At 65.7% G+C, this 18,340-nt stretch carries 22 protein-coding genes; 6 read left to right on the top strand and 16 right to left on the bottom strand.

Annotation, left to right across the window (positions count from 1 at the left end; translation table 11 throughout):
• Positions 1–4: 4 nt before the first annotated feature.
• The gene (gene ftsE / locus HXX15_RS18900) at positions 5–664 is read right to left on the bottom strand and encodes a cell division ATP-binding protein FtsE (protein ID WP_296517933.1); all 660 of its coding nucleotides are present in this window, start codon (positions 662–664) and stop codon (positions 5–7) included.
• A 203-nt stretch (positions 665–867) separates the two neighbouring features.
• Here ftsE and HXX15_RS18895 point away from each other — a divergent pair, with 203 nt between their 5' ends.
• Positions 868–1,746 (top strand): MJ0042-type zinc finger domain-containing protein, encoded by an 879-nt coding sequence (locus tag HXX15_RS18895; RefSeq protein ID WP_296517932.1) that lies wholly within the window; start codon positions 868–870, stop codon positions 1,744–1,746.
• A 70-nt stretch (positions 1,747–1,816) separates the two neighbouring features.
• Entirely contained in the window at positions 1,817–2,194 is a 378-nt protein-coding gene (locus tag HXX15_RS18890) for a response regulator (protein ID WP_296517931.1), read from the top strand.
• Positions 2,195–2,347: 153 nt separating this feature from the next.
• On the opposite strand, the gene HXX15_RS18885 is transcribed toward HXX15_RS18890, so the two are convergent.
• The gene (locus tag HXX15_RS18885; RefSeq protein WP_296517930.1) at positions 2,348–4,882 is read right to left on the bottom strand and encodes a TIGR02302 family protein; all 2,535 of its coding nucleotides are present in this window, start codon (positions 4,880–4,882) and stop codon (positions 2,348–2,350) included.
• 157 nt (positions 4,883–5,039) lie between these two features.
• On the opposite strand from HXX15_RS18885, the gene HXX15_RS18880 reads away from it, so the two are divergent.
• Complete coding sequence (locus tag HXX15_RS18880) at positions 5,040–5,420, top strand: carboxymuconolactone decarboxylase family protein (protein WP_296517929.1); 381 nt, start codon at positions 5,040–5,042, stop codon at positions 5,418–5,420.
• A gap of 302 nt (positions 5,421–5,722) precedes the next feature.
• Here HXX15_RS18880 and lysA read toward each other — a convergent pair whose 3' ends face one another.
• The 3 genes from lysA to argH all read right to left on the bottom strand — a co-directional run bounded on the left by lysA (position 5,723) and on the right by argH (position 8,736).
• Positions 5,723–6,988, bottom strand: a complete 1,266-nt coding sequence (gene lysA, locus HXX15_RS18875) for a diaminopimelate decarboxylase (protein WP_296517928.1) — start codon at positions 6,986–6,988, stop codon at positions 5,723–5,725.
• Positions 6,989–6,994: 6 nt separating this feature from the next.
• Entirely contained in the window at positions 6,995–7,246 is a 252-nt protein-coding gene (locus tag HXX15_RS18870) for a lipoprotein (RefSeq protein ID WP_296517927.1), read from the bottom strand.
• 92 nt (positions 7,247–7,338) lie between these two features.
• Positions 7,339–8,736 (bottom strand): argininosuccinate lyase, encoded by a 1,398-nt coding sequence (gene argH / locus HXX15_RS18865; protein ID WP_296517926.1) that lies wholly within the window; start codon positions 8,734–8,736, stop codon positions 7,339–7,341.
• A 98-nt stretch (positions 8,737–8,834) separates the two neighbouring features.
• Between argH and HXX15_RS18860 the strand changes: the two genes are divergently transcribed.
• Positions 8,835–9,524 carry a TlpA disulfide reductase family protein gene (locus HXX15_RS18860; RefSeq protein ID WP_296517925.1) on the top strand — a complete coding sequence of 230 codons (690 nt, stop codon included), beginning with the start codon at positions 8,835–8,837 and terminating at the stop codon, positions 9,522–9,524.
• On the opposite strand, the gene HXX15_RS18855 is transcribed toward HXX15_RS18860, so the two are convergent.
• The 6 genes from HXX15_RS18855 to HXX15_RS18830 form a co-directional block, all read right to left on the bottom strand.
• Entirely contained in the window at positions 9,521–9,721 is a 201-nt protein-coding gene (locus tag HXX15_RS18855; protein WP_296517924.1) for a hypothetical protein, read from the bottom strand. The two genes, HXX15_RS18860 and HXX15_RS18855, sit on opposite strands and share 4 nt — an antisense overlap.
• 59 nt (positions 9,722–9,780) lie before the next feature.
• Positions 9,781–10,662: a 3-hydroxybutyryl-CoA dehydrogenase gene (locus HXX15_RS18850; RefSeq protein ID WP_296517923.1), complete on the bottom strand. Its 882-nt coding sequence runs from the start codon at positions 10,660–10,662 to the stop codon at positions 9,781–9,783.
• 183 nt (positions 10,663–10,845) lie between these two features.
• Complete coding sequence (locus HXX15_RS18845) at positions 10,846–11,799, bottom strand: FAD-binding protein (RefSeq protein ID WP_296517922.1); 954 nt, start codon at positions 11,797–11,799, stop codon at positions 10,846–10,848.
• The gene (locus HXX15_RS18840; RefSeq protein ID WP_296517921.1) at positions 11,799–12,548 is read right to left on the bottom strand and encodes an electron transfer flavoprotein subunit beta/FixA family protein; all 750 of its coding nucleotides are present in this window, start codon (positions 12,546–12,548) and stop codon (positions 11,799–11,801) included. The genes HXX15_RS18845 and HXX15_RS18840 overlap by 1 nt, the downstream gene beginning before the upstream one ends.
• Positions 12,549–12,649: 101 nt before the next feature.
• Positions 12,650–13,222 (bottom strand): cob(I)yrinic acid a,c-diamide adenosyltransferase, encoded by a 573-nt coding sequence (locus tag HXX15_RS18835; protein WP_296517920.1) that lies wholly within the window; start codon positions 13,220–13,222, stop codon positions 12,650–12,652.
• Between the two features lie 3 nt (positions 13,223–13,225).
• Positions 13,226–13,420 carry a twin transmembrane helix small protein gene (locus HXX15_RS18830; protein WP_296517919.1) on the bottom strand — a complete coding sequence of 65 codons (195 nt, stop codon included), beginning with the start codon at positions 13,418–13,420 and terminating at the stop codon, positions 13,226–13,228.
• 150 nt (positions 13,421–13,570) lie between these two features.
• Here HXX15_RS18830 and HXX15_RS18825 point away from each other — a divergent pair, with 150 nt between their 5' ends.
• Positions 13,571–14,464, top strand: a complete 894-nt coding sequence (locus tag HXX15_RS18825) for a YihY/virulence factor BrkB family protein (protein ID WP_296517918.1) — start codon at positions 13,571–13,573, stop codon at positions 14,462–14,464.
• Here the strand turns inward: HXX15_RS18825 and HXX15_RS18820 are convergent.
• Together HXX15_RS18820 and gluQRS are read right to left on the bottom strand one after the other, a co-directional pair.
• A complete protein-coding gene (locus tag HXX15_RS18820) occupies positions 14,391–15,671 on the bottom strand; it encodes an ATP-binding protein (RefSeq protein ID WP_296517917.1) in 1,281 nt (426 codons plus the stop codon). The two genes, HXX15_RS18825 and HXX15_RS18820, sit on opposite strands and share 74 nt — an antisense overlap.
• Before the next feature lie 101 nt (positions 15,672–15,772).
• Positions 15,773–16,651, bottom strand: coding sequence for a tRNA glutamyl-Q(34) synthetase GluQRS (gene gluQRS, locus HXX15_RS18815; protein ID WP_296517916.1), 879 nt, complete (start codon positions 16,649–16,651; stop codon positions 15,773–15,775).
• 35 nt (positions 16,652–16,686) lie between these two features.
• Here gluQRS and HXX15_RS18810 point away from each other — a divergent pair, with 35 nt between their 5' ends.
• The gene (locus HXX15_RS18810; protein WP_296517915.1) at positions 16,687–17,343 is read left to right on the top strand and encodes a DNA-3-methyladenine glycosylase 2 family protein; all 657 of its coding nucleotides are present in this window, start codon (positions 16,687–16,689) and stop codon (positions 17,341–17,343) included.
• Between the two features lie 18 nt (positions 17,344–17,361).
• On the opposite strand, the gene HXX15_RS18805 is transcribed toward HXX15_RS18810, so the two are convergent.
• The 3 genes from HXX15_RS18805 to traD all read right to left on the bottom strand — a co-directional run.
• Positions 17,362–17,676 (bottom strand): hypothetical protein, encoded by a 315-nt coding sequence (locus HXX15_RS18805; RefSeq protein ID WP_296517914.1) that lies wholly within the window; start codon positions 17,674–17,676, stop codon positions 17,362–17,364.
• A gap of 119 nt (positions 17,677–17,795) precedes the next feature.
• Positions 17,796–17,972: a hypothetical protein gene (locus HXX15_RS18800; protein WP_296517913.1), complete on the bottom strand. Its 177-nt coding sequence runs from the start codon at positions 17,970–17,972 to the stop codon at positions 17,796–17,798.
• Positions 17,973–18,226: 254 nt separating this feature from the next.
• Positions 18,227–18,340 (bottom strand): conjugal transfer protein TraD (traD, locus tag HXX15_RS23195; protein ID WP_366558599.1); only part of this gene is annotated, 114 nt, incomplete at its 5' end.

The raw sequence follows: 18,340 nt of genomic DNA, 5'->3' as shown, positions 1-18,340 counted from the left end.
CTGCCTACTCATAGATGTGCAGTCGTCCCTGATGCAGCACCAGCCGCCGCGCCTCGTACTGATCCATCAGCGCGATATCGTGGGTGGCGATGATCACCGCGGTGCCCGACTTGTTCAACTCGATGAACAGCCGTAGCAGCCGCCGCCCCAGGGTCGGATCAACATTGCCGGTCGGCTCGTCGGCCAGCAACAGATGCGGCCTTCCGATCACCGCCCGCGCGATCGCGGCGCGCTGCTTCTCGCCGCCGGACAGGATCGGCGGCAGCGCATCCATCCGTTCGCCGAGTCCAACCCATTTCAAGAGATCGATGACTTCCCGGCGGTAGCTGGATTCGTCGCGGCCCATCACCCGGAACGGCAACGCGACGTTTTCATAGGTGGTCATGTGGTCGAGCAGGCGAAAATCCTGCAACACGATGCCGATCCGCTGCCGCAGCGCGGCGATTTCGTCCTTGCTCAGCAGTGAGACGTCGTGACCGAATAGATTGACCAGACCGCGGGTCGGCCGCAGCGACAGGAACAGCAGCCGCAGCAGCGAGGTCTTGCCGGCGCCGGACGGGCCGGTGAGGAACTGGAATGAATGCGCCGGAACCGCGAAATTGAGGTCGCGCAGGATTTCCGGTCCGAGCCCGTAGCGGAGGCCGACATTTTCGAACCGAACCACATTCAGCTCCGTTCGAGGTTGGCGCGACGGCGATCGCCATGGCGCGGCACGGCCCGCCGGCCCGCTTCGGCGCGCCGCCAGAAGCAACACCACGGCAGCGCCGAGGGCGCCGGCCGACCCGCCGGTTGTGACGCTGTTATGGTTTCCGGTTCGTTAACGGACGCGAGGTACGATCTGGTCAGCATCATTGTAGCGATTCGCTCATGCACATCGTCTGTCCCCATTGTACGACATCCTATGCGATCGATCCGTCCACTTTGGGCGAAGCCGGCCGCACGGTCCGCTGTTCCCGCTGCAAGCAGGTCTGGCTGGCCCACGCCGAGGACGCCGCCCAGACCGAGGTTCGGGTCGCGGCGATGACCGCGGACGCCAAGCCAGCGGCGGGGCTCGACAACGACCCGGGCTGGGGCGATCTCGGCGACGACGAGGAGACCCCCGTGGTCGAGAGCCCCTCGATCACTGCCGAGATGCCCGAGACCGAGGCCAGCGCCGCTTTCTCGCAGGCCGCCGAACCCGAAAGCTGGTCGCAACAACCGGTCGAGGAAATCGCCGAATCGCGATCGTTCGCACGGCCGCGCCGACCGTCGCTGCTGGTGCGGCTGCTGCGGCCGGTCGACAATCTGTTCAAGCCGGTCAAATCGATTTTCAGCGCGCCGATCGCCTGCGCGGCGATGGGCGCGCTGGTGATGGCGCTGCTGATCTGGCGCGTCGATGTGGTGCGGCTGATGCCGCAGACAGCGACGTTCTTCAAGCTGGTCGGGTTCGAAGTGAACCTGCGCGACCTGGCGATCAAGGACGTCAAGATCACGACCGAGACTGTGGAAAACAAGCCGGTGCTGGTGATCGAGGGCCTGATCATCGGCCAGGGCCGCAAGCCGGTCAGCCTGCCGCGGCTGCGCTTCGTGGTCCGCGACGAGCACGGCACCGAAATCTACGCCTGGAACGCGGTGCTCGAACAATCCGTGCTGGAGCCGGGCGAAAAGGCCTGGTTCCGCTCGCGGCTGGCCTCGCCGCCGGCCGAGGCCCGGGCCATCGACGTCCGCTTCTTCTCCAAGCGCGACATGGCGTCCGGGCGCGCATAGGATTGCTCCCTAAAGCTTGATTCCGATTGCCCGGCGGCCACCGCGACCGCCGCCTGTTCAGGACGGTACGATGCCGCGTGTACTGATCGCCGACGACGAAGAATCGATGCGCCTGCTGGTGGCGCGCGCCATCGCGATGGACGGCCACCAGACCGTCACCGCCGAGGACGGCGGCGAGGCGCTGGAAATCCTGACCCGCGAGAACGGCGCGTTCGACTTGTTGCTGACCGACATCAAGATGCCGATCATGGACGGCATCGCGCTGGCGCTGGCGGTGAAGCGCGATTTCCCCAATCTCACCATCCTGCTGATGACCGGCTTCGCCGATCAGCGTGAACGCGCCTCCGGCCTAGACGCCATCGTCCACGACGTCATCACCAAGCCGTTCTCGGTGGCCGACATCCGCACCGCGGTGGCCGACGCGCTGGCGGCGAAGAAGCGGGGCTGACGAGGGGACCGGGGCAGCCCGCCGTTTAATACCCCGTCATCCCCGCGAAAGCGGGGATCCCGTACGCCGCAGCTTCACATCTATATCGCGAGCGCTCTGCAATACTGGGTCACCCGCTCGCGCGGGTGATGACAGCGGGGTGATACCGCTCGCTCAGTAATCCTTCAGCAGCCGCTCAATGTAATCGAGTTCGATCTGCGGCCGCGCGACGTCGCCAAGCCGGCGCCGCAGTTCTTCGAGGATCCGCCGCACCCGCTGCACGTCGATTTCGCCGGGGATCTTGACGGTCAGATCGTCGCCGAATTCTCGGCCGTGCAACGGCCGGCCCAACGGGTCGCTGCGATTGCCGCCGCTTTGCTGGCGGCCGGGGCGGTTGCCCGGGCCGTCGCCCTGGCCTTCGCCGTCGCCTTGCTGCATCGCCTCGGCGAGCTTCTGGGCGCCCTTGCGCAGCGCCTCCAGCGCCTTGCCCTGGGAGTCGACCGCGCCGTCGGCATTGCCCTCGCCGAGCCGGCCATCGGCGTCGCCCATCGCGGAATCCGCCTGGCCAAGACCGTCCTCGCCCTCGCCCTGCTGATCCTGCTGCCCCGGCCCCATGCCGCGCTTGGCCAGTTCGTCCTGCAGCTTCTTCAGCCGGTCGCGCAGCCCTTGCTGGTCCTGCTGCAGATCGCCGAGACCCTGCTCGCCCTTCTGGCCGCGCATCCGGTCGCGGCGCTGGTCCTGGCCCTGCTTGAAGGTCTTGTCGCGCAATTGCTGCTGCTTGCGGATCATGTCGCCGAGTTCGTTCAGCGATTGCTGCATTTCGCCGTCGCCGGCCTGGCCCGGCTGCGCCATCTGCAGATTTTCCAGCATCTGCTGCAACTGTTCGAGCAATTGCTTGGCGGCGTCCTTGTCGCCGGAGCGCGACAGCCGCTCCATGCGCTCGATCATGTTGTTGAGATCCTGCTGCCGCATCATCTTGGTATTTGGGTCGAGCGGGCGGGCCAGCTGCTGCGGATTGTTGCGCTGCTGCTGGGCGAGTTGGCGCAGGAAATTGTCCAGCGCGGCGCGCAGATTCTCGGTGAGCTTCTTGATTTCCTCGTCGCTGGCGCCGCGCTCCAGCGCCTGCTTCAGCGCGTCCTGCGCGGCGCGCAACGCCTTGTCGACATCGGTGATGTCGCCGTCCTCGATCGTCACCGCCAACGACCACAGGCTGGCGACCACGTCGCGCAGCTGATCGTCGGTGCGCGCCCGCTCGAGCTGGTTGGTCACGGTGTAGAGGCCGAGATATTGTCCGGCCTCGGGCGTGAAGGCTTCCGGAGCGATCATCAGCGCGTCGAGCGCGGTGTAGACCTGGGCATTCTGGTTGGCGTCGAGCGCGAGAATCCGGCGCTGCTCGATCAACGCGCGCGCCAGCGGTTTGGTGAACAGCCGCTCCGGCAGCCGCATGCTGAACGGCTCACTCTTGCCTTTGTTGCCGGCCTCATCCTTCGCGGTCAGCGTCAGTGTGACGTCGGTGCCGGCGAACGGGTCCTCGCTGAGATCCTTGACGGTCTGACCGACGCCGTTGCGGGTCCGCGCATTCGGCAGCACCAGCGCGAATTGTGGCGGCTCGAACAGCGGCCGCGGCGCCGCGGCGTTCGGGCCGCCGGGCTTGGCGGCGTCGCCGGGTTTGGTCGGAACAGGCGCGGCCAAGGCGAACAGCGCATGCGCCTCGGTGACCCCGTAATCGTCCTCGAGCTTGTAGGACATCTGCAGCGAGCCGCGGGCCTGACGTTCGGGGTCCTTGGCCAGCGCGATCGTTGGCGCGCGATCGGGCGTCGCGCTGAATTTCCACAGCGGCTGTCCGGACGGCGCGCGGACCTGTGCGGTGCCGTCGGCTGCAATCGTGAAGTGCCGCTCGCTGGTGCCCTTCGGGGCTTCGGTCGCCGACTCGGCCGCGGTGACGCCACCGCCGACCGCGACGTCGAGACTGCCGCCGCTGGAGCGCACCAGCAGGGTCGAGCCCGCCGGCACCGGCAGCACCCCTTGCACCGGCGCGCCGGCGTCCTTGCTCGCCGACAGGATGATCGGCGGCTTGTTGGTGTAGAGCGGCGGGGTGACCCAGGCGTCGACCCGGACATTGGCGGGCGCCAGCACGCCGTTCCAATCGAACGCCGCCGCGACCCGCGCCGAACGCTCTTCGCCCGCGGCGATGAAGGTTGCTACCAGCGTCACCGCGACCAAGGCGCGCAGCGCCCAGGGATCGTGGATCGCCAGCCGTGGCGACGGCAGCCCGGCGCGAATCCGCTTCAATGAGGCAAGCGTGCGCTCGCGCTGCACCTGCCACAGCGCCTGCGCCACCGGGTCGCTCGAGGCCAGCGTGTCGGTCAGCGCGGTGGCGGGGCGATGCCGAATCCCGCTGTTGCGGTCGAGCCGGGCGAGCGCGTCGTCGCGGCTTGGCCAGCGAAAACGAATCAGCGGAAACAGCGCCGCCAGCAACAGCAGCGCAAAGAGCGCAAGCCCGACGGCGCGGGCGAGCGCCAGCCACAGCCCGGCCCAAGACACCGCAAGAAACAGCCCCGTGACGCTGAGAAACCGCGCCAAACACGGCCACCCACGCTCCCACGCGATCGCGAATTTCGATCGCTGCAGGGCTTGCGACAATTGCAGCCGCGCCGCGGCGTCGTGATCGCGCGGGGCCTGCGACGGGTCAGGGATGCTGCCGCTCAACAATCTCTCCGGGTTGCCGAACTGCAGCCTAGCACAAAGGCGGCAATGAGGCACCGCCTTGAGACGGGAAACCCTGTCCCGGCCGCGCATAACACGAAAGCGTGACGGCGGCGGCCCGACCCCGTAACGTCCGCGCACATCCACTAGAGGAAACAAGATGGACAAGGCAACACACGACAAGGGACTGGAAATTCGCAAGGCGGTGCTGGGCGAGGCCTATGTCGAGAACGCGATGAAGAACGCCGACGATTTCAACAAGCCGTTCCAGGAACTGGTCACCGAATATTGCTGGGGCGCGGTCTGGGGCCGCGAGCAATTGCCGCGCAAGACCCGCAGCATGCTCAATCTGGCGATGATCGCGATTCTGAACCGGCCGCATGAATTGCGGATCCACATCAAGGGCGCGCTGACCAACGGCGTCACCAAGGACGAGATCCGCGAGATCTTCATGCAGGTGGCGATCTATGCCGGGGTGCCGGCTGGGGTCGACAGCTTCCGCCACGCCCGCGAAGTATTCGCCGAACTCGACAAGGGCTGAGGCGCAAGACGGGCGAGGAGTCCGACTACTACCGCGATCAAGCCGTTCGAGCAGGCGGCGGGAGTCGTGGTGGTGGGCAGAGCGAGTTCCACGCCTCCGCCGCGGTAAGGTTGATCAGTTAGGTTAAGCGATGGATTGCGTTGCTGCGGCGCGGCAGATCGATACGGTGAAATTGTCGCGCAGAGCAGGTCGGCGAAGCCGCCCTTCCCGGCACTAGTTGCAATCGCGCGATCGGGACCGCCATCTTTTAGTCGCGTATGGCGGTCCCGCCCTTGCAATCCACCTTCGAGCCCCGTTGGGCCTCACAGCCATGGCGCGAGCGTATCCATCGCGATCAGTTGCTCGACCTCGATGCGCGGACGCACCACAGCGTATTGTTCGCCATTGACCAGTACTTCCGGCACCAGCGCGCGGGTGTTGTAGCTGCCGGCCTGCACCGCCCCATAGGCGCCGGCGGTCATAATCGCCAGCAGATCGCCGGATTTCGGCTCGGGCAATTTGCGGTCGAGCGCGAGATAGTCGCCGGTCTCGCAGACCGGACCGACCACGTCGGCGACGATCGTCGTGGCACCAGGCGCGGGAGCCCGCACCGGCAAAATTTCGTGATAGGCCTCGTACAGAGTGGGACGGATCAAATCATTCATCGCGGCGTCGATGATCACAAAATTCTTGCCATCGCCGCGCTTCAGATAGATCACCCGGCTGACCAGAATGCCGGCGTTGCCGACGATCATCCGGCCCGGCTCGAACATCAGCGTGCAGCCGAGATTGTGCGTCACCCGCTTGACCATCTCCGCATAGGCCAAGGGCTCCGGCGGCGCGTCGCGATCCTCGTAGTAGGGAATCCCGAGCCCGCCGCCAAAATCGACGTGGCCGATGATGTGGCCGTCGCTGCGCAGCACGGTGACGAATTCGGCGAGCAGCCGGAACGCCGCTTCCATCGGACCGAGATCGATGATCTGGCTGCCGATATGCATGTCGACGCCGGTGACGCGGATGCCGGGCAACGACGCTGCGCGGGCATAGACCGCGCGGGCATGGCTGAGCGGAATGCCGAACTTGTTCTCCGATTTGCCGGTGGAGATCTTGGCGTGGCCGCCGGAATCGACGTCCGGATTGACCCGGATCGAGATCCGCGCGGTGTGGCCGGTCTCGCTGGCGAGCCGCGACAGCAGTTCGAGTTCGGGCTCGGATTCGACGTTGATGCAGAGGATGTCGTGGGCCAGCGCGGCGCGCAGCTCGGTCTCGGTCTTGCCGACGCCGGAGAACAGGATCTTCTGCGGCGGAATTCCGGCCGCCAGCGCCCGCTTCAACTCGCCGCCCGAGACCACGTCGGCGCCGGCGCCGAGCTTCGCCAGGGTGCGCAGCACCGACTGGTTGGAATTGGCCTTCATGGCGTAACACACCAGCGTGTCGATGCCGGCGAAGGCCTCGGTGAACACCCGGTAGTGCCGCTCCAGCGTCGCGGTGGAATAGCAGTAGAACGGCGTGCCGACCGAGTCGGCCAAAGCCGCAAGATTCACGCCCTCGGCGTGAAGCACGCCGTCGCGATAATCGAAATGGCGCATTGGCGGCTAGTCCAGCAGCGGATCGAGGATGAAGGACTTCTTCCTACCCTTCTCCGCTTTGGGAGGCGCATTGATTCCGTAGGAAGGATCGAACACGTCACCCTTGGCCGCCGGCTCGGCCTCTGCCGTGGGAGTCGCCGCCCCCGCCGCGCCCGGCGGCAGATCCAGCCCGGACTTGCGGCCGCAGCCGGCAAGGGCCAGGGATGCCGCGACAACAACAAGGATGGCCCATCGCGATGGACTGGCAGAGCGGTTCACGTCGATTTCCCCAATTGCGGCGGCACCATACAAAGATTGCCGGGCTCTGGCGAGACCCGGAGTCAAATTGTATTTTCCGGCCAGCCTCCGGATCAGCCTAATTTCCGCTCTTTTTCCAATCGCTTGAGCCAGGCCTTGGCCTGCGCGCGGACGTTCTTCGGCGCAGTGCCGCCGTAGGAGACGCGGCTTTTCACCGACGATTCCACGCTCAGCACAGCCAACGCAGCCGAGGTGATGCGCGGTTCGATCGCCTGCATCTGCTGCAGCGGCAATTCGTGCAGCGCCACCCCGGCCTTGAAGGCGACGCCGACAATCCGGCCGGTGACGTGATGGGCGTCGCGGAACGGCATTTTCAGCGTCCGCACCAGCCAGTCGGCCAGATCGGTGGCGGTGGCATAGCCCTCGCCGGCGGCGGCTTTCATCCGCTCCTGGTCCGGGACCAGGTCGCCAACCATGCCGGTCATCGCCCGGATCGCCAGCGACAGCGCGGCGAAGGCCTCCATCGCGCCCTGTTTGTCTTCCTGCATGTCCTTCTGATAGGCCAGCGGCAGCCCCTTCATAACGATTAACAGCCCGGTCAGCGCGCCAATCACCCGGCCGGTTTTCGCCCGCACCAGTTCGGCAGCGTCGGGATTCCGCTTCTGCGGCATGATCGAGGAGCCGGTGGTGAATTTGTCGGACAGCCGGATCAGGCCGACCAGCGGCGAGGTCCAGATCACGATCTCCTCGGCGAAGCGCGACAAATGCACCGCGCAGATCGACGCCGCCGCCAGCGTTTCCAGCACGAAGTCGCGGTCCGACACCGCGTCGAGCGAATTCGCCATCGGCCGCTCAAAGCCGAGCGCCTGCGCGGTGGCGACGCGGTCGATCGGGAACGAGGTCCCGGCCAGCGCCGCGGCGCCGAGCGGGCTTTCGTTCAGCCGCTTGCGGGCGTCCTGGAACCGGCCGCGATCCCGCGCCGCCATCTCCACATAGGCCATCAGATGATGCCCGAAGGTCACCGGCTGGGCGGTCTGCAGATGGGTGAAGCCCGGCATTACGGTGTCGGCATGCTCGATCGCGCGGTCGACCAGCGCGCGCTGGAACGCGGCCAGCGCGGCGTCGGTGTCGTCGATGATATCGCGCACGAACAGCCGGAAATCGGTGGCCACCTGGTCGTTGCGCGAGCGCGCGGTGTGCAGCCGTCCGGCGGCGGAGCCGATCAAGTCCGACAGCCGGCTCTCGACATTCATGTGAATGTCTTCGAGCGCGCGCTTGAAGCTGAATTTGTCCTGGCCGATCTCTGACAGGATCGTGTCTAGACCCTTGGCGATATTTTTCGCATCAACCGCCGTGATGATGCCTTGCTTGGCGAGCATCGCGGCATGGGCCTTGGACGCCGCGATGTCCTGGGCGTAAAGGTGGCGATCGACGTCGATCGAGACGTTGATCTCTTCCATGATCTCGTCGGGACGCTCGGTGAACCGGCCGCCCCACATCTTGTTGCTCATGCTGTGCCGTCCACGATCATGCCCGTCCCTGCGCCGCCCGAATCCGTCATCTCACATTCGCCTCCAACCAGACGCAGCCTGCCGGTAATTAAATCCTGATGGATGAAACCTTGCCCGACCCCGCCCCGCAGCGACCTGGCGCCAGCCGCCGCATCCCGATCATTGTCGCCGTCGTCGCGGTCGGCGGTTTGATCGGATTGGCCGGGGTATACGGGATTGCCGGGCTGAAACGCAATGCGTCGGGCGATCCGGCCTGCCGCGCCGCAGTCAACCTTGCGCAGAAGCTGGCGCCGCTGGCGCACGGCGAGGTTGCCGCGCTGACCATGGCGACGGCGCCGCTGAAGCTCCCGGACCTCGCCTTCGAGGATGCCGGCGGCCAGCCGAAAAAGCTGTCGGACTGGCGCGGCCGCACCATTCTGGTGAACCTGTGGGCGACCTGGTGTGTGCCCTGCCGCAAGGAAATGCCGGCGCTGGATAATTTGCAGGCCAAGCTCGGCAGCGCGAATTTCGAGGTGGTGGCGATCAACATCGACACCCGCGACCACGACAAGCCGAAGAAGTTTCTTCAGGACGAAAAGCTGACCCGGCTCGGCTATTTTAGCGACGCCAAGGCCAGGGTGTTCCAGGATCTTAAGAGCGTCGGCCGGGCGCTCGGGATGCCGACCTCGGTGCTGGTCGACGGCAACGGCTGCGAGATCGGCACCATCGCGGGTCCCGCGGAATGGGACAGCGACGACGCGATGAAGCTGATCAAGGCTGCGGTGAAGCCGGTCGCCGCGGGCCTTTAGGCCGAAACGTCGAGATTTCCGCCGATGCCCGCGCCAACATTGGCGAACGACGACAGGTTTTGCTGAGCCGCGCCGAGCAGCGTGGCGACCGCGGATTTCTCCGCATCGGCATTGGATTTCAGGATCGTGGCGGCAACTTGCATCTGCACGCTGCCGGCCTTCGAGGCCAGAATGCCGGTGACCAGGCTCATATCCATGCGCAAAACTCCGTCGCGGTAGCTTTAGCCGCGATCGGTTAACGGTCGGTGGAAAGGGCCTAGCGGGTCGGGACCGGCTTGTCGCCGCGATAGTCGTAGAAACCGCGCTGGGTCTTGCGGCCAAGCCAACCGGCCTCGACATATTTCACCAGCAGCGGACAGGGCCGATACTTCGAATCCGCCAGCCCCTCATGCAATACCTGCATGATCGACAGGCAGGTATCGAGCCCGATGAAATCAGCCAGTTCGAGCGGTCCCATCGGATGATGCGCGCCGAGCTTCATCGCGGCGTCGATCGCCTCGACATTGCCGACACCCTCATACAACGTATAGATCGCCTCGTTGATCATCGGCAGCAGGATGCGGTTGACGATGAAGGCCGGGAAATCCTCCGACACCGCGACATGCTTGCCGAGCCGGGTGACGAAATCCTTTGCGGTATCGAAGGTCGCATCGTCGGTGGCGATGCCGCGGATCAGTTCGACCAGCTCCATCAACGGCACCGGATTCATGAAGTGAATGCCGATGAATCGCTCCGGCCGGTCGGTGGACGCGGCCAGCCGGGTGATCGAGATCGACGAGGTATTGGAGGCGATGATCGCCTCCGGCTTCAGCGTCGCGCACAGATCGAGAAAAATCTTGCGCTTGATTTCTTCCTTCTCGACCGCGGTCTCGATCACCAAGTCGCAATCGGAGAGGCCGTCGAGCTTCTCGGCCGCGGTGATCCGGGCCAGCGCCTGCTTGCGGGCGTCCTCGGTGATGATCTTCTTGGCCACCTGCCGCGACAGATTACCGTTGATGGTGGCCATCGCCGATTTCAGGCGATCGGCCGAGACATCGCTCAGCACCACGTCGAACCCGCCCAGCGCCACCACATGCGCGATGCCGTTGCCCATCTGGCCCGAGCCGATCACGCCGACCTTCTTGATTACTACCGCCATCTTGTCATCTCATTGGGAAGGTTCGGCTCGCGGATCGCGGCCCAGCCCATCCTCGCACAAACGCCGGCCGGAGTCCGTCGGACCGGCCATCGGAGCATTTTCAGGGTAAACCGCCCCCTCATCGAAAAACGCTCTCAGTCCATCAAGCGGAACCGGCCGTGGCCGGTTCCTTATATCGACACCTTACCGCCCAAGCTTGCCGAGCGCCTCGGTGAGTTCGGGAACCGCCTGATACAGATCGGCGACCAGACCGTAATCGGCAACCTGGAAGATCGGCGCATCTTCGTCCTTGTTGATCGCGACGATCACCTTGGAATCCTTCATGCCGGCGAGATGCTGGATCGCGCCCGAAATGCCGATCGCAATGTAAAGTTCCGGCGCCACCACCTTGCCGGTCTGACCCACCTGCCAGTCGTTCGGGGCATAGCCGGCATCGACCGCGGCGCGCGAGGCGCCGACGCCGGCGCCGAGCTTGTCGGCCAGCGGCTCGATGTATTTGGTGAAGTTCTCACGACTCTGCATCGCGCGACCGCCGGAGACGATGATCTTGGCCGAGGCCAGTTCCGGGCGGTCGCTCTTGGCGACTTCCTCGCCGACGAAGCTGGACAGGCCGGGATCGGCCGCAGCCGCCACGGTCTCGATCGCCGCACTGCCGCCTTCGCCCGGCGCTGCTGCGAAGGTCGAGGTGCGGACGGTGATCACCTTCTTGGCGTCCTTCGACTTCACGGTCTGGATCGCGTTGCCGGCATAGATCGGCCGCTCGAACGTGTCGGGCGAGACCACCTTGATGATCTCCGAAACCTGCATCACGTCCAGCAATGCAGCGACGCGCGGCATCACATTCTTGAACCGCGAGGTCGCGGGAGCCACGAAGGCGTCATAGCCCGGCGCCAGCGAAACGATCAGCGCGGCCAACGGCTCGGCCAGGTCGTGCTCGTAGATCGCGGCGTCGGCCAGCAGCACCTTGCTGACGCCGGCGAGCTTGGCGGCGCTCTCTGCCGCGGCCCTGGTGCCCTCGCCGCCACCGGCGACCAGAACGTGGACCTCGGCGCCGAGCGCCGCGGCCGCCGTCAGCGCCTTGTTGGTGGAATCCTTGAGCACCGCATGGTCGTGCTCGGCAATCAACAGCGTAGCCATCAGATCACACCCGCTTCATCTTTGAGTTTCGCCACCAGTTCGGCGACATCCTTGACCTTGACGCCGGCCTTGCGGCCACCCGGTTCGACGGTCTTGAGAATTTCAAGACGGGGCGTGAGATCGACGCCGTATTGCTCGGCGGTCTTTTCGTCGATCGGCTTCTTCTTCGCCTTCATGATGTTGGGCAGGCTGGCGTAGCGCGGCTCGTTCAGCCGCAGATCGGTGGTGACGATCGCCGGGCCCTTCAACTTCACGGTCTGCGAGCCGCCGTCGATTTCACGCGAGACCTGGAAATCGGAGCCGTCGACCTCGAGCTTGGAGGCGAAGGTGGCCTGCGACCAGCCGAGCAACGCGGCCAGCATCTGACCGGTCTGATTGCAGTCATCGTCGATCGCCTGCTTGCCGAGAATGATCAGTCCCGGCTTCTCCTCGCCGGCGATTCCCTTCAGGATCTTCGCCACGGTGAGCGGTTCGACGCTGCCTTCGACTTTCACCAGGATGCCGCGGTCGGCGCCCATCGCGAGCCCGGTGCGGATGGTTTCCGAGGCCTGCGCCGGGCCGATCGACACCACCACGACCTCGGTCGCCTTGCCGGCCTCTTTCAGGCGCAGGGCTTCCTCGACCGCGATTTCGTCGAACGGATTCATCGACATCTTGACGTTGGCGAGTTCCACGCCAGATCCGTCACTCTTGACCCTGATCTTGACGTTGTAGTCGACCACCCGCTTGACCGGCACCAGAACCTTCATCGATCCTCTTTCGTGTTCATCTTGGTTTGTAACTCGTGGCCGCGGAACCTAAAGCGCCCGGTATCGGCGGTCAACGCGCGAAAGCCAAAAACTGCGCCAACCTAGCGGTTTTGGCCCGGAACCCAGAGCACGTCGCCGGCGCCGTTGTCGTTCACCGACCGGCTGGCGACAAACAGGAAATCCGACAACCGGTTGATGTACTGCACGGCGGCGGCGCTGACCCGCTCGTCGGGCCGGGTAGCCAGTTCCACCATGATGCGTTCCGCGCGGCGGCATATTGTGCGGGCGACATGGAGTTGCGCCGCGGCCGGCTTGCCGCCCGGCAGCACGAACGAAGTGAGCGGTGCCAGCCGGTCGTTCAGCGTATCGATCTCGCGTTCCAGCCGCTCGACCTGGGTCGCCAGCATCCGCAGCCGCTCCGCCTTGCCGTCGCGATCCGGCACCGCGAGGTCGGCGCCGAGGTCGAACAGGTCGTTCTGGATCCGTCCCAGCATGGCGTCGATCTCGGGCGTGTCGGCCAGATGCAGCCGCACCACGCCGATCGCGGCGTTGGTCTCGTCGACGGTGCCATAGGCGCTGATGCGCAGATCATATTTCGGGCGACGCTCACCGCTGCCGAGCGCTGTGGTGCCGTCATCGCCGGTTCGGGTGTAGATCCGATTGAGCACGACCATCGGTCAGCGTCCCATCGCCCAGACCGCCAGCATGGTGACGACGACGGCGGCGAATTGCAGCAGCACCCGCCACCGCATCAGGGTCTGCGACCGGTTCGGCGAGCCGCCCCGCATCATGTTGATCAGGCCGAACAGCAGCACCAGCGCCACCGCCGCGACCAGGACCGGAAGAAGAATCGTGCTGAGGAATGTCGTCATCAGGGTTTCATAACACCGCGAGCGTGGTCATGCCATCTCATGAAATCGCCGCCGGCGCAACGATCTAGCTTTTTGCCGGTTAGTATCGGATGCTGGATCCTTCGCAAACCAAGCCCGGCGTCGGCCCGCATCTCGCATCAAGGTGAAGCCGTGAGGCAGATTCGCTATGTCTACCTGGTCGGGATGGATGCCTTCTATACGTTTCTGGCCGATGATGGCTGGGCGATCGCCAGCCATATCGCGCTGTCGTCGCTGATGGCGCTGTTTCCATTTCTGATCGTGCTGACCTCGCTGGCCGGCTTCTTCGGCTCCAAGGATCTCGCCGACCAGGCCGCGGGCCTGATGCTGCAGGTCTGGCCGGTTCAGGTCGCCGACACCCTGTCCGGCGAGATCCACAACGTGCTGACCACCACCCGTGGCGACGCCCTGACCATCGGCCTGGTGCTGGCACTGTATTTCGCCTCGAACGGCGTCGAGAGCCTGCGGGTCGCGCTCAATCGCGCCTATTCGGTGGTCGAGCAGCGACGCTGGTATTGGCTGCGGCTGGAATCGATCGGCTACACCCTGGTGGCCGCCTTCACCGCGCTGGCGATGTCGTTCCTGATCGTGCTCGGCCCGCTGCTGCTGGCGGCGGCACGCCGCTACGTCCCGGTGATGGTCGAGGTCAACGCCACCCTGGTCACCGTCGTGCGCTATGGCATCACCGTCAGCGCGCTGATCGTCGCGCTATTCATCCTGCACGCCTGGCTGCCGACCGGACGTCGCACCCTGACCCAGATCTTCCCGGGCATCATCTTCACCATGCTGGCGTCGCTGCTTTCCAGCATCGGCTTCGGCATGTATCTGGCGCACTTCGCCAGCAACTACGTCACGATGTATGCTGGCCTCGCCTCGGTGATCATCGCGCTGGTATTTCTGTATTTCATCGCCGCGATCTTCGTCTTTGGCGGCGAACTCAACGCCGCGATCATCAAGTCGCGGCTGCCGCACGGCGTGTCGCTTCAAGCAGCGCAGTCGCGAGCGCGCGAGGCGACACCGGCTTGAGCAGGAAGGCGTCGGCGCCGGCGGCGCGCGAGGCGGCCTCATCGTCGTCGCGCCCGGACACGCCGATGATGACGATACCGCCGAGCGGCTGCGGCAGCGCGCGAATCCGCCGGATCGCCTCGATGCCGTTGATGCCGGGCAGCACCATGTCCATCAGCACCGCGTCGAAGCCGCCGCCTTGCGAAAAGCCTTGTGCGAGGCGCTCGGGCGCGAATTCCCCGCGTCCGATGAATTCGGTCTGGTGGCCGAGTTCGGTCAGGATCGCGTTGAGCACGACCCGGCCGAACGGATTGTCCTCGACGCTCAGGATCCGCAGCGCCGGCGCCGGCCCCGATGCCGCATGATGATGGCCGCCGGCGCTGCCGGTCGCCGGCGTCTTCGCCCGAGTCAGCATCACCGTCAGCGTGAAGGTAGTGCCGCCGCCGGCGCGCTGCGCCACCGCGATGTCGCCGCCCATCGCGCGGGCGATCTGCCGCACCGACGACAATCCAAGGCCGGCGCCGCCGAATCTGGCGGCGATGGTGACGTTGGCCTGCGAGAATGGACGGAACAGCCGCTTGATCTCGGCCAGCGACAATCCGATGCCGCTGTCGGAGACCGCGAACACCACGCCGACACTTTGCTTCGAGCCACCGGCGAGCGGCGAGACCTTCAAGGCGACGTCGCCGCGCTCGGTGAACTTCACGGCATTGTCGATCAGGTTCTCCAGCGCCGCGCGCAGCCGCACCGCGTCGCCGACCACGAAGGCCGGCAGCCGCGGCGAGATCGTCACCGCGGCGCGCAGCCCCTTGGCCGCGGCGCGGCCGGCCAGCGAGTCGCCGGTATTGCGCGCCAGCGCCCGCAGGTCGAAGAATTCCTGCCGGACCCCGAGGCTGGATTGACTGCTGCGGGCCGCATCGACGAACAGCGTGGCGAGGCCGGCCAGGTGTTCGGCGCCGGCCTTGATCGTATCGACCCAGCGGCGCTCGCGCTCGCCGAGATCGGAGGTCGCGAGCAGATCGCTGACCGCGAGAATACCGGTCAGCGGCGTGCGCACTTCATGGGCGAAGGCGGCCAGCGCCGCTTCCACCATGCCGGGCCGGTGATTCTTTGGCTTGGTGTCTGACTTGGGCTTTGGCTTGGGCTTGGCTGGCTTGCGGACAGCTTTCTTCACCGTCCGCGTCACTTGCGTCCGTGAGCTGCGTAGCGCGCGCGATTTCGGCGCCATGATTCTTTCACCCCGGCCCGGCGCCACACTGCCACGGAGCGGTTGCCGAAGTCACCCCTGGTCAGTAGTCGAGCAGCGTTGCGACCGGCGTGGGGCGAAGTTCAGGCCAAATAAGGCAGCCCGACCATGGCCCGGACCTCGGTTGGGGTGACCCCCTGGGCGCGCAATTCTCGCAGTCCGGTGGCCGCGGTCGACTTCGACAGCTTCCGCCCGGCCGGGTCGCGCAGCAATCCGTGGTGGCGGTACACCGGCCGCGGCAGGCCAAGTAACTCTTGCAGCAGGCGGTGCAGGCTGGTCGACCAGAACAGGTCGCGGCCGCGCACCACGTCGGTGACGCCTTGCAGGGCGTCGTCGATCACCACCGAGAGGTGATAGCTGGTCGGGGTCTCCTTGCGCGCCAGGATGGCGTCGCCCCAGGCTTGCGGATCGGCGGTGACCTCGCCGGTCTCGCCAAGGGGGCCTTCGCCAAGCTCGGTCCAGGACAAATCGCCGACCTTTTCAAGGGCCGCCGCGATGTCGAGCCGCAGCGCATAAGGCGTCCCCAACTCGATCAGCCGCGCGCGCTCGTCCGCCGCCAGTTGCTTGGCCATGCCGGGATACAATGGCGCGCCGTCGGGATCGCGCGGCCAGGGCGCTTCCGCCTCGCGGCCGGCGACCAGCCGGGCGATCTCGCCGCGGCTTTCGAACGACGGATAGATCAGGCCCAACGCCTGCAACCGCTGCAGCGCCTGGCGATACAGCGCCAGATGTTCGGACTGCCGCCGAATTGGCGTTTCCCATGCGATCCCGAGCCAGGCCAGATCTTCCAGCAGCGCGACCTCGAATTCCGGCTTGCAGCGGGCGGTGTCGATATCCTCGATCCGCAACAGTAGCCGCCCGCCGGCGGCGCGCGCGGAATCGAAATTCAGCAGCGCCGAATAGGCGTGGCCGAGATGCAAGAGGCCGTTCGGACTCGGTGCGAAACGGAAAACGGGTGGCATTGATCTCTTTCGACGGACATGATGGTTCTAGCGCAATGACCGTCCACCTCAACACCCAGGCCGATCTCGACGACGCGATCAAGGCGCTGGTCAAGCTGGACCCGCGGCTGAAGCCCGTCGTCAAGATCGCCGGGATGCCGGCGCTGCGACGGCGCGACCCCGGCTTTACCGGGCTCGCCGCGATCGTCTGCGGCCAGCAATTGTCGGTCGCCAGCGCGGCGGCGATCTGGGGCCGGGTCAGCAAGTCGTTCGATCCGTTTCACCATGACGCGATCCGGCGCGCCCGCGCCGACCGGCTGGGCCGGCTCGGCCTGTCGGCGGCGAAGATCAAGACGCTGAAGAACCTGGCGCGCGAACTCGGCGCCGAGCGGCTCAATCTCGAGGTGCTGGCCAACGAGGACGCCGACGCCGCGCACACCACGCTGACCGCGCTGCACGGCATCGGGCCGTGGACCGCCGACATCTATCTGCTGTTCTGTCTCGGCCACGGCGACGCCTGGCCGGCCGGCGATCTCGCGGTGCAGGAGGCGATGCGGATCGGGCTCGGCCTCGAGGCGCGGCCGACGCCGAAGCAGATGGCGCCGCTGGCGGAACCGTGGCGGCCGCTGCGCGGCGCCGCGGCGCATCTGTGGTGGGCCTATTACCACGCGATCAAGAAACGCGAAGGCGTGATTGGGAAGGCGGCGAAGTAGTTCGCGGTCACTCCTTCGCTAATTCCATCTCGCATCGCCGCCCGCGCACGACGGCGAGGCTGTGACGCCCGCGACGAATGACGATGGCAGATCGCCGATCTGACAGCCTGTGCAATCGCGCAGGCAATCGCGCATCGCCGCGAGCGCGGCTACACTGACCGTGACCGGATTGCACTCGCCGGCTGCGACGGCGGCAAGAACCTTGTCGGCCAGGCAAGCCTCGATCGACGGGATCGACTCCGCCTTCGAGAGCGCCGCGGTGGCTTCCTCGAAAGCGCGAGCCAGCAAGTGGAATTGCCCGGGCAAAAACGTCGCGGGCCGCAAGCCAGCCATCAGCCGAAATCTCCAAATAGGGATCAACCTGAAAGAATCGATCCCCCGGGCGCGGGCGGAGGTCGGCCCGGGGGATCAGTAATCACCGAACCTTGGGGAGGTTTGGCGGCGATGAAAGGTCAAAGGCTCAGATGACTCTCCATCTGAGCTTGCTGGGAGCGCGGCGCCATCGCGGCCTGCTCGAGCACCAGCAGCCGAAGCAGCACCAGCAGCACCTTGCGCTGCTCTTCGTCGGTGCTTTCCACCAGGGCTCGGCGATACAGCTTGAGATTTTCCTCGCGGATGAAATCCTGCATGAGACGGCTCCGTCTTTTCTGATCTGGCGGGAGCGCTACCGACTCTCAGTCACCCGAAACTGCCGACGGCAACAAGACGATGGTTGCGACTATACGCACTTGATAACGACAGTCGGTCCGATCCCCGACTCATGCCGGTCAGGCCAGGCGGTCCCGGTCGTGGGGACAAACCTGACGGCCTGATTGCGACGGGCCTTCGAAATCCTTCGTAGAGCCTGACCGAAAAGCGATCAATAGGATCAGCCTCGATTTCGTCATTGCGGGGAGAGGCCGGCGCGAAGCGCCGGCCGAAAGCGAAGCAATCCAGCGGCGGTGACGTTTCCCCCAAGTTTTATCCAGCGATGAGTTCGTTCCTGGCGTTCGGGTTG

The organism is Rhodopseudomonas sp. (assembly GCF_013377015.1).
Lineage (GTDB): Bacteria > Pseudomonadota > Alphaproteobacteria > Rhizobiales > Xanthobacteraceae > JARJEH01.
This window is presented reverse-complemented; position numbering and strand designations above follow the sequence as displayed.

Excerpts from the sequence above, each read along its gene's own strand:
- HXX15_RS18895 (WP_296517932.1), top strand. The coding sequence starts at position 868 with ATGCACATCGTCTGTCCCCATTGTACGACATCCTATGCGATCGATCCG.
- HXX15_RS18890 (WP_296517931.1), top strand. The coding sequence starts at position 1,817 with ATGCCGCGTGTACTGATCGCCGACGACGAAGAATCGATGCGCCTGCTG.
- HXX15_RS18880 (WP_296517929.1), top strand. The coding sequence starts at position 5,040 with ATGGACAAGGCAACACACGACAAGGGACTGGAAATTCGCAAGGCGGTG.
- lysA (WP_296517928.1), bottom strand. The coding sequence starts at position 6,988 with ATGCGCCATTTCGATTATCGCGACGGCGTGCTTCACGCCGAGGGCGTG.
- argH (WP_296517926.1), bottom strand. The coding sequence starts at position 8,736 with ATGAGCAACAAGATGTGGGGCGGCCGGTTCACCGAGCGTCCCGACGAG.
- HXX15_RS18860 (WP_296517925.1), top strand. The coding sequence starts at position 8,835 with ATGGATGAAACCTTGCCCGACCCCGCCCCGCAGCGACCTGGCGCCAGC.
- HXX15_RS18855 (WP_296517924.1), bottom strand. The coding sequence starts at position 9,721 with ATGGATATGAGCCTGGTCACCGGCATTCTGGCCTCGAAGGCCGGCAGC.
- HXX15_RS18850 (WP_296517923.1), bottom strand. The coding sequence starts at position 10,662 with ATGGCGGTAGTAATCAAGAAGGTCGGCGTGATCGGCTCGGGCCAGATG.
- HXX15_RS18845 (WP_296517922.1), bottom strand. The coding sequence starts at position 11,799 with ATGGCTACGCTGTTGATTGCCGAGCACGACCATGCGGTGCTCAAGGAT.
- HXX15_RS18840 (WP_296517921.1), bottom strand. The coding sequence starts at position 12,548 with ATGAAGGTTCTGGTGCCGGTCAAGCGGGTGGTCGACTACAACGTCAAG.
- HXX15_RS18835 (WP_296517920.1), bottom strand. The coding sequence starts at position 13,222 with ATGGTCGTGCTCAATCGGATCTACACCCGAACCGGCGATGACGGCACC.
- HXX15_RS18830 (WP_296517919.1), bottom strand. The coding sequence starts at position 13,420 with ATGACGACATTCCTCAGCACGATTCTTCTTCCGGTCCTGGTCGCGGCG.
- HXX15_RS18820 (WP_296517917.1), bottom strand. The coding sequence starts at position 15,671 with ATGGCGCCGAAATCGCGCGCGCTACGCAGCTCACGGACGCAAGTGACG.
- gluQRS (WP_296517916.1), bottom strand. The coding sequence starts at position 16,651 with ATGCCACCCGTTTTCCGTTTCGCACCGAGTCCGAACGGCCTCTTGCAT.
- HXX15_RS18810 (WP_296517915.1), top strand. The coding sequence starts at position 16,687 with ATGACCGTCCACCTCAACACCCAGGCCGATCTCGACGACGCGATCAAG.
- HXX15_RS18805 (WP_296517914.1), bottom strand. The coding sequence starts at position 17,676 with ATGGCTGGCTTGCGGCCCGCGACGTTTTTGCCCGGGCAATTCCACTTG.
- HXX15_RS18800 (WP_296517913.1), bottom strand. The coding sequence starts at position 17,972 with ATGCAGGATTTCATCCGCGAGGAAAATCTCAAGCTGTATCGCCGAGCC.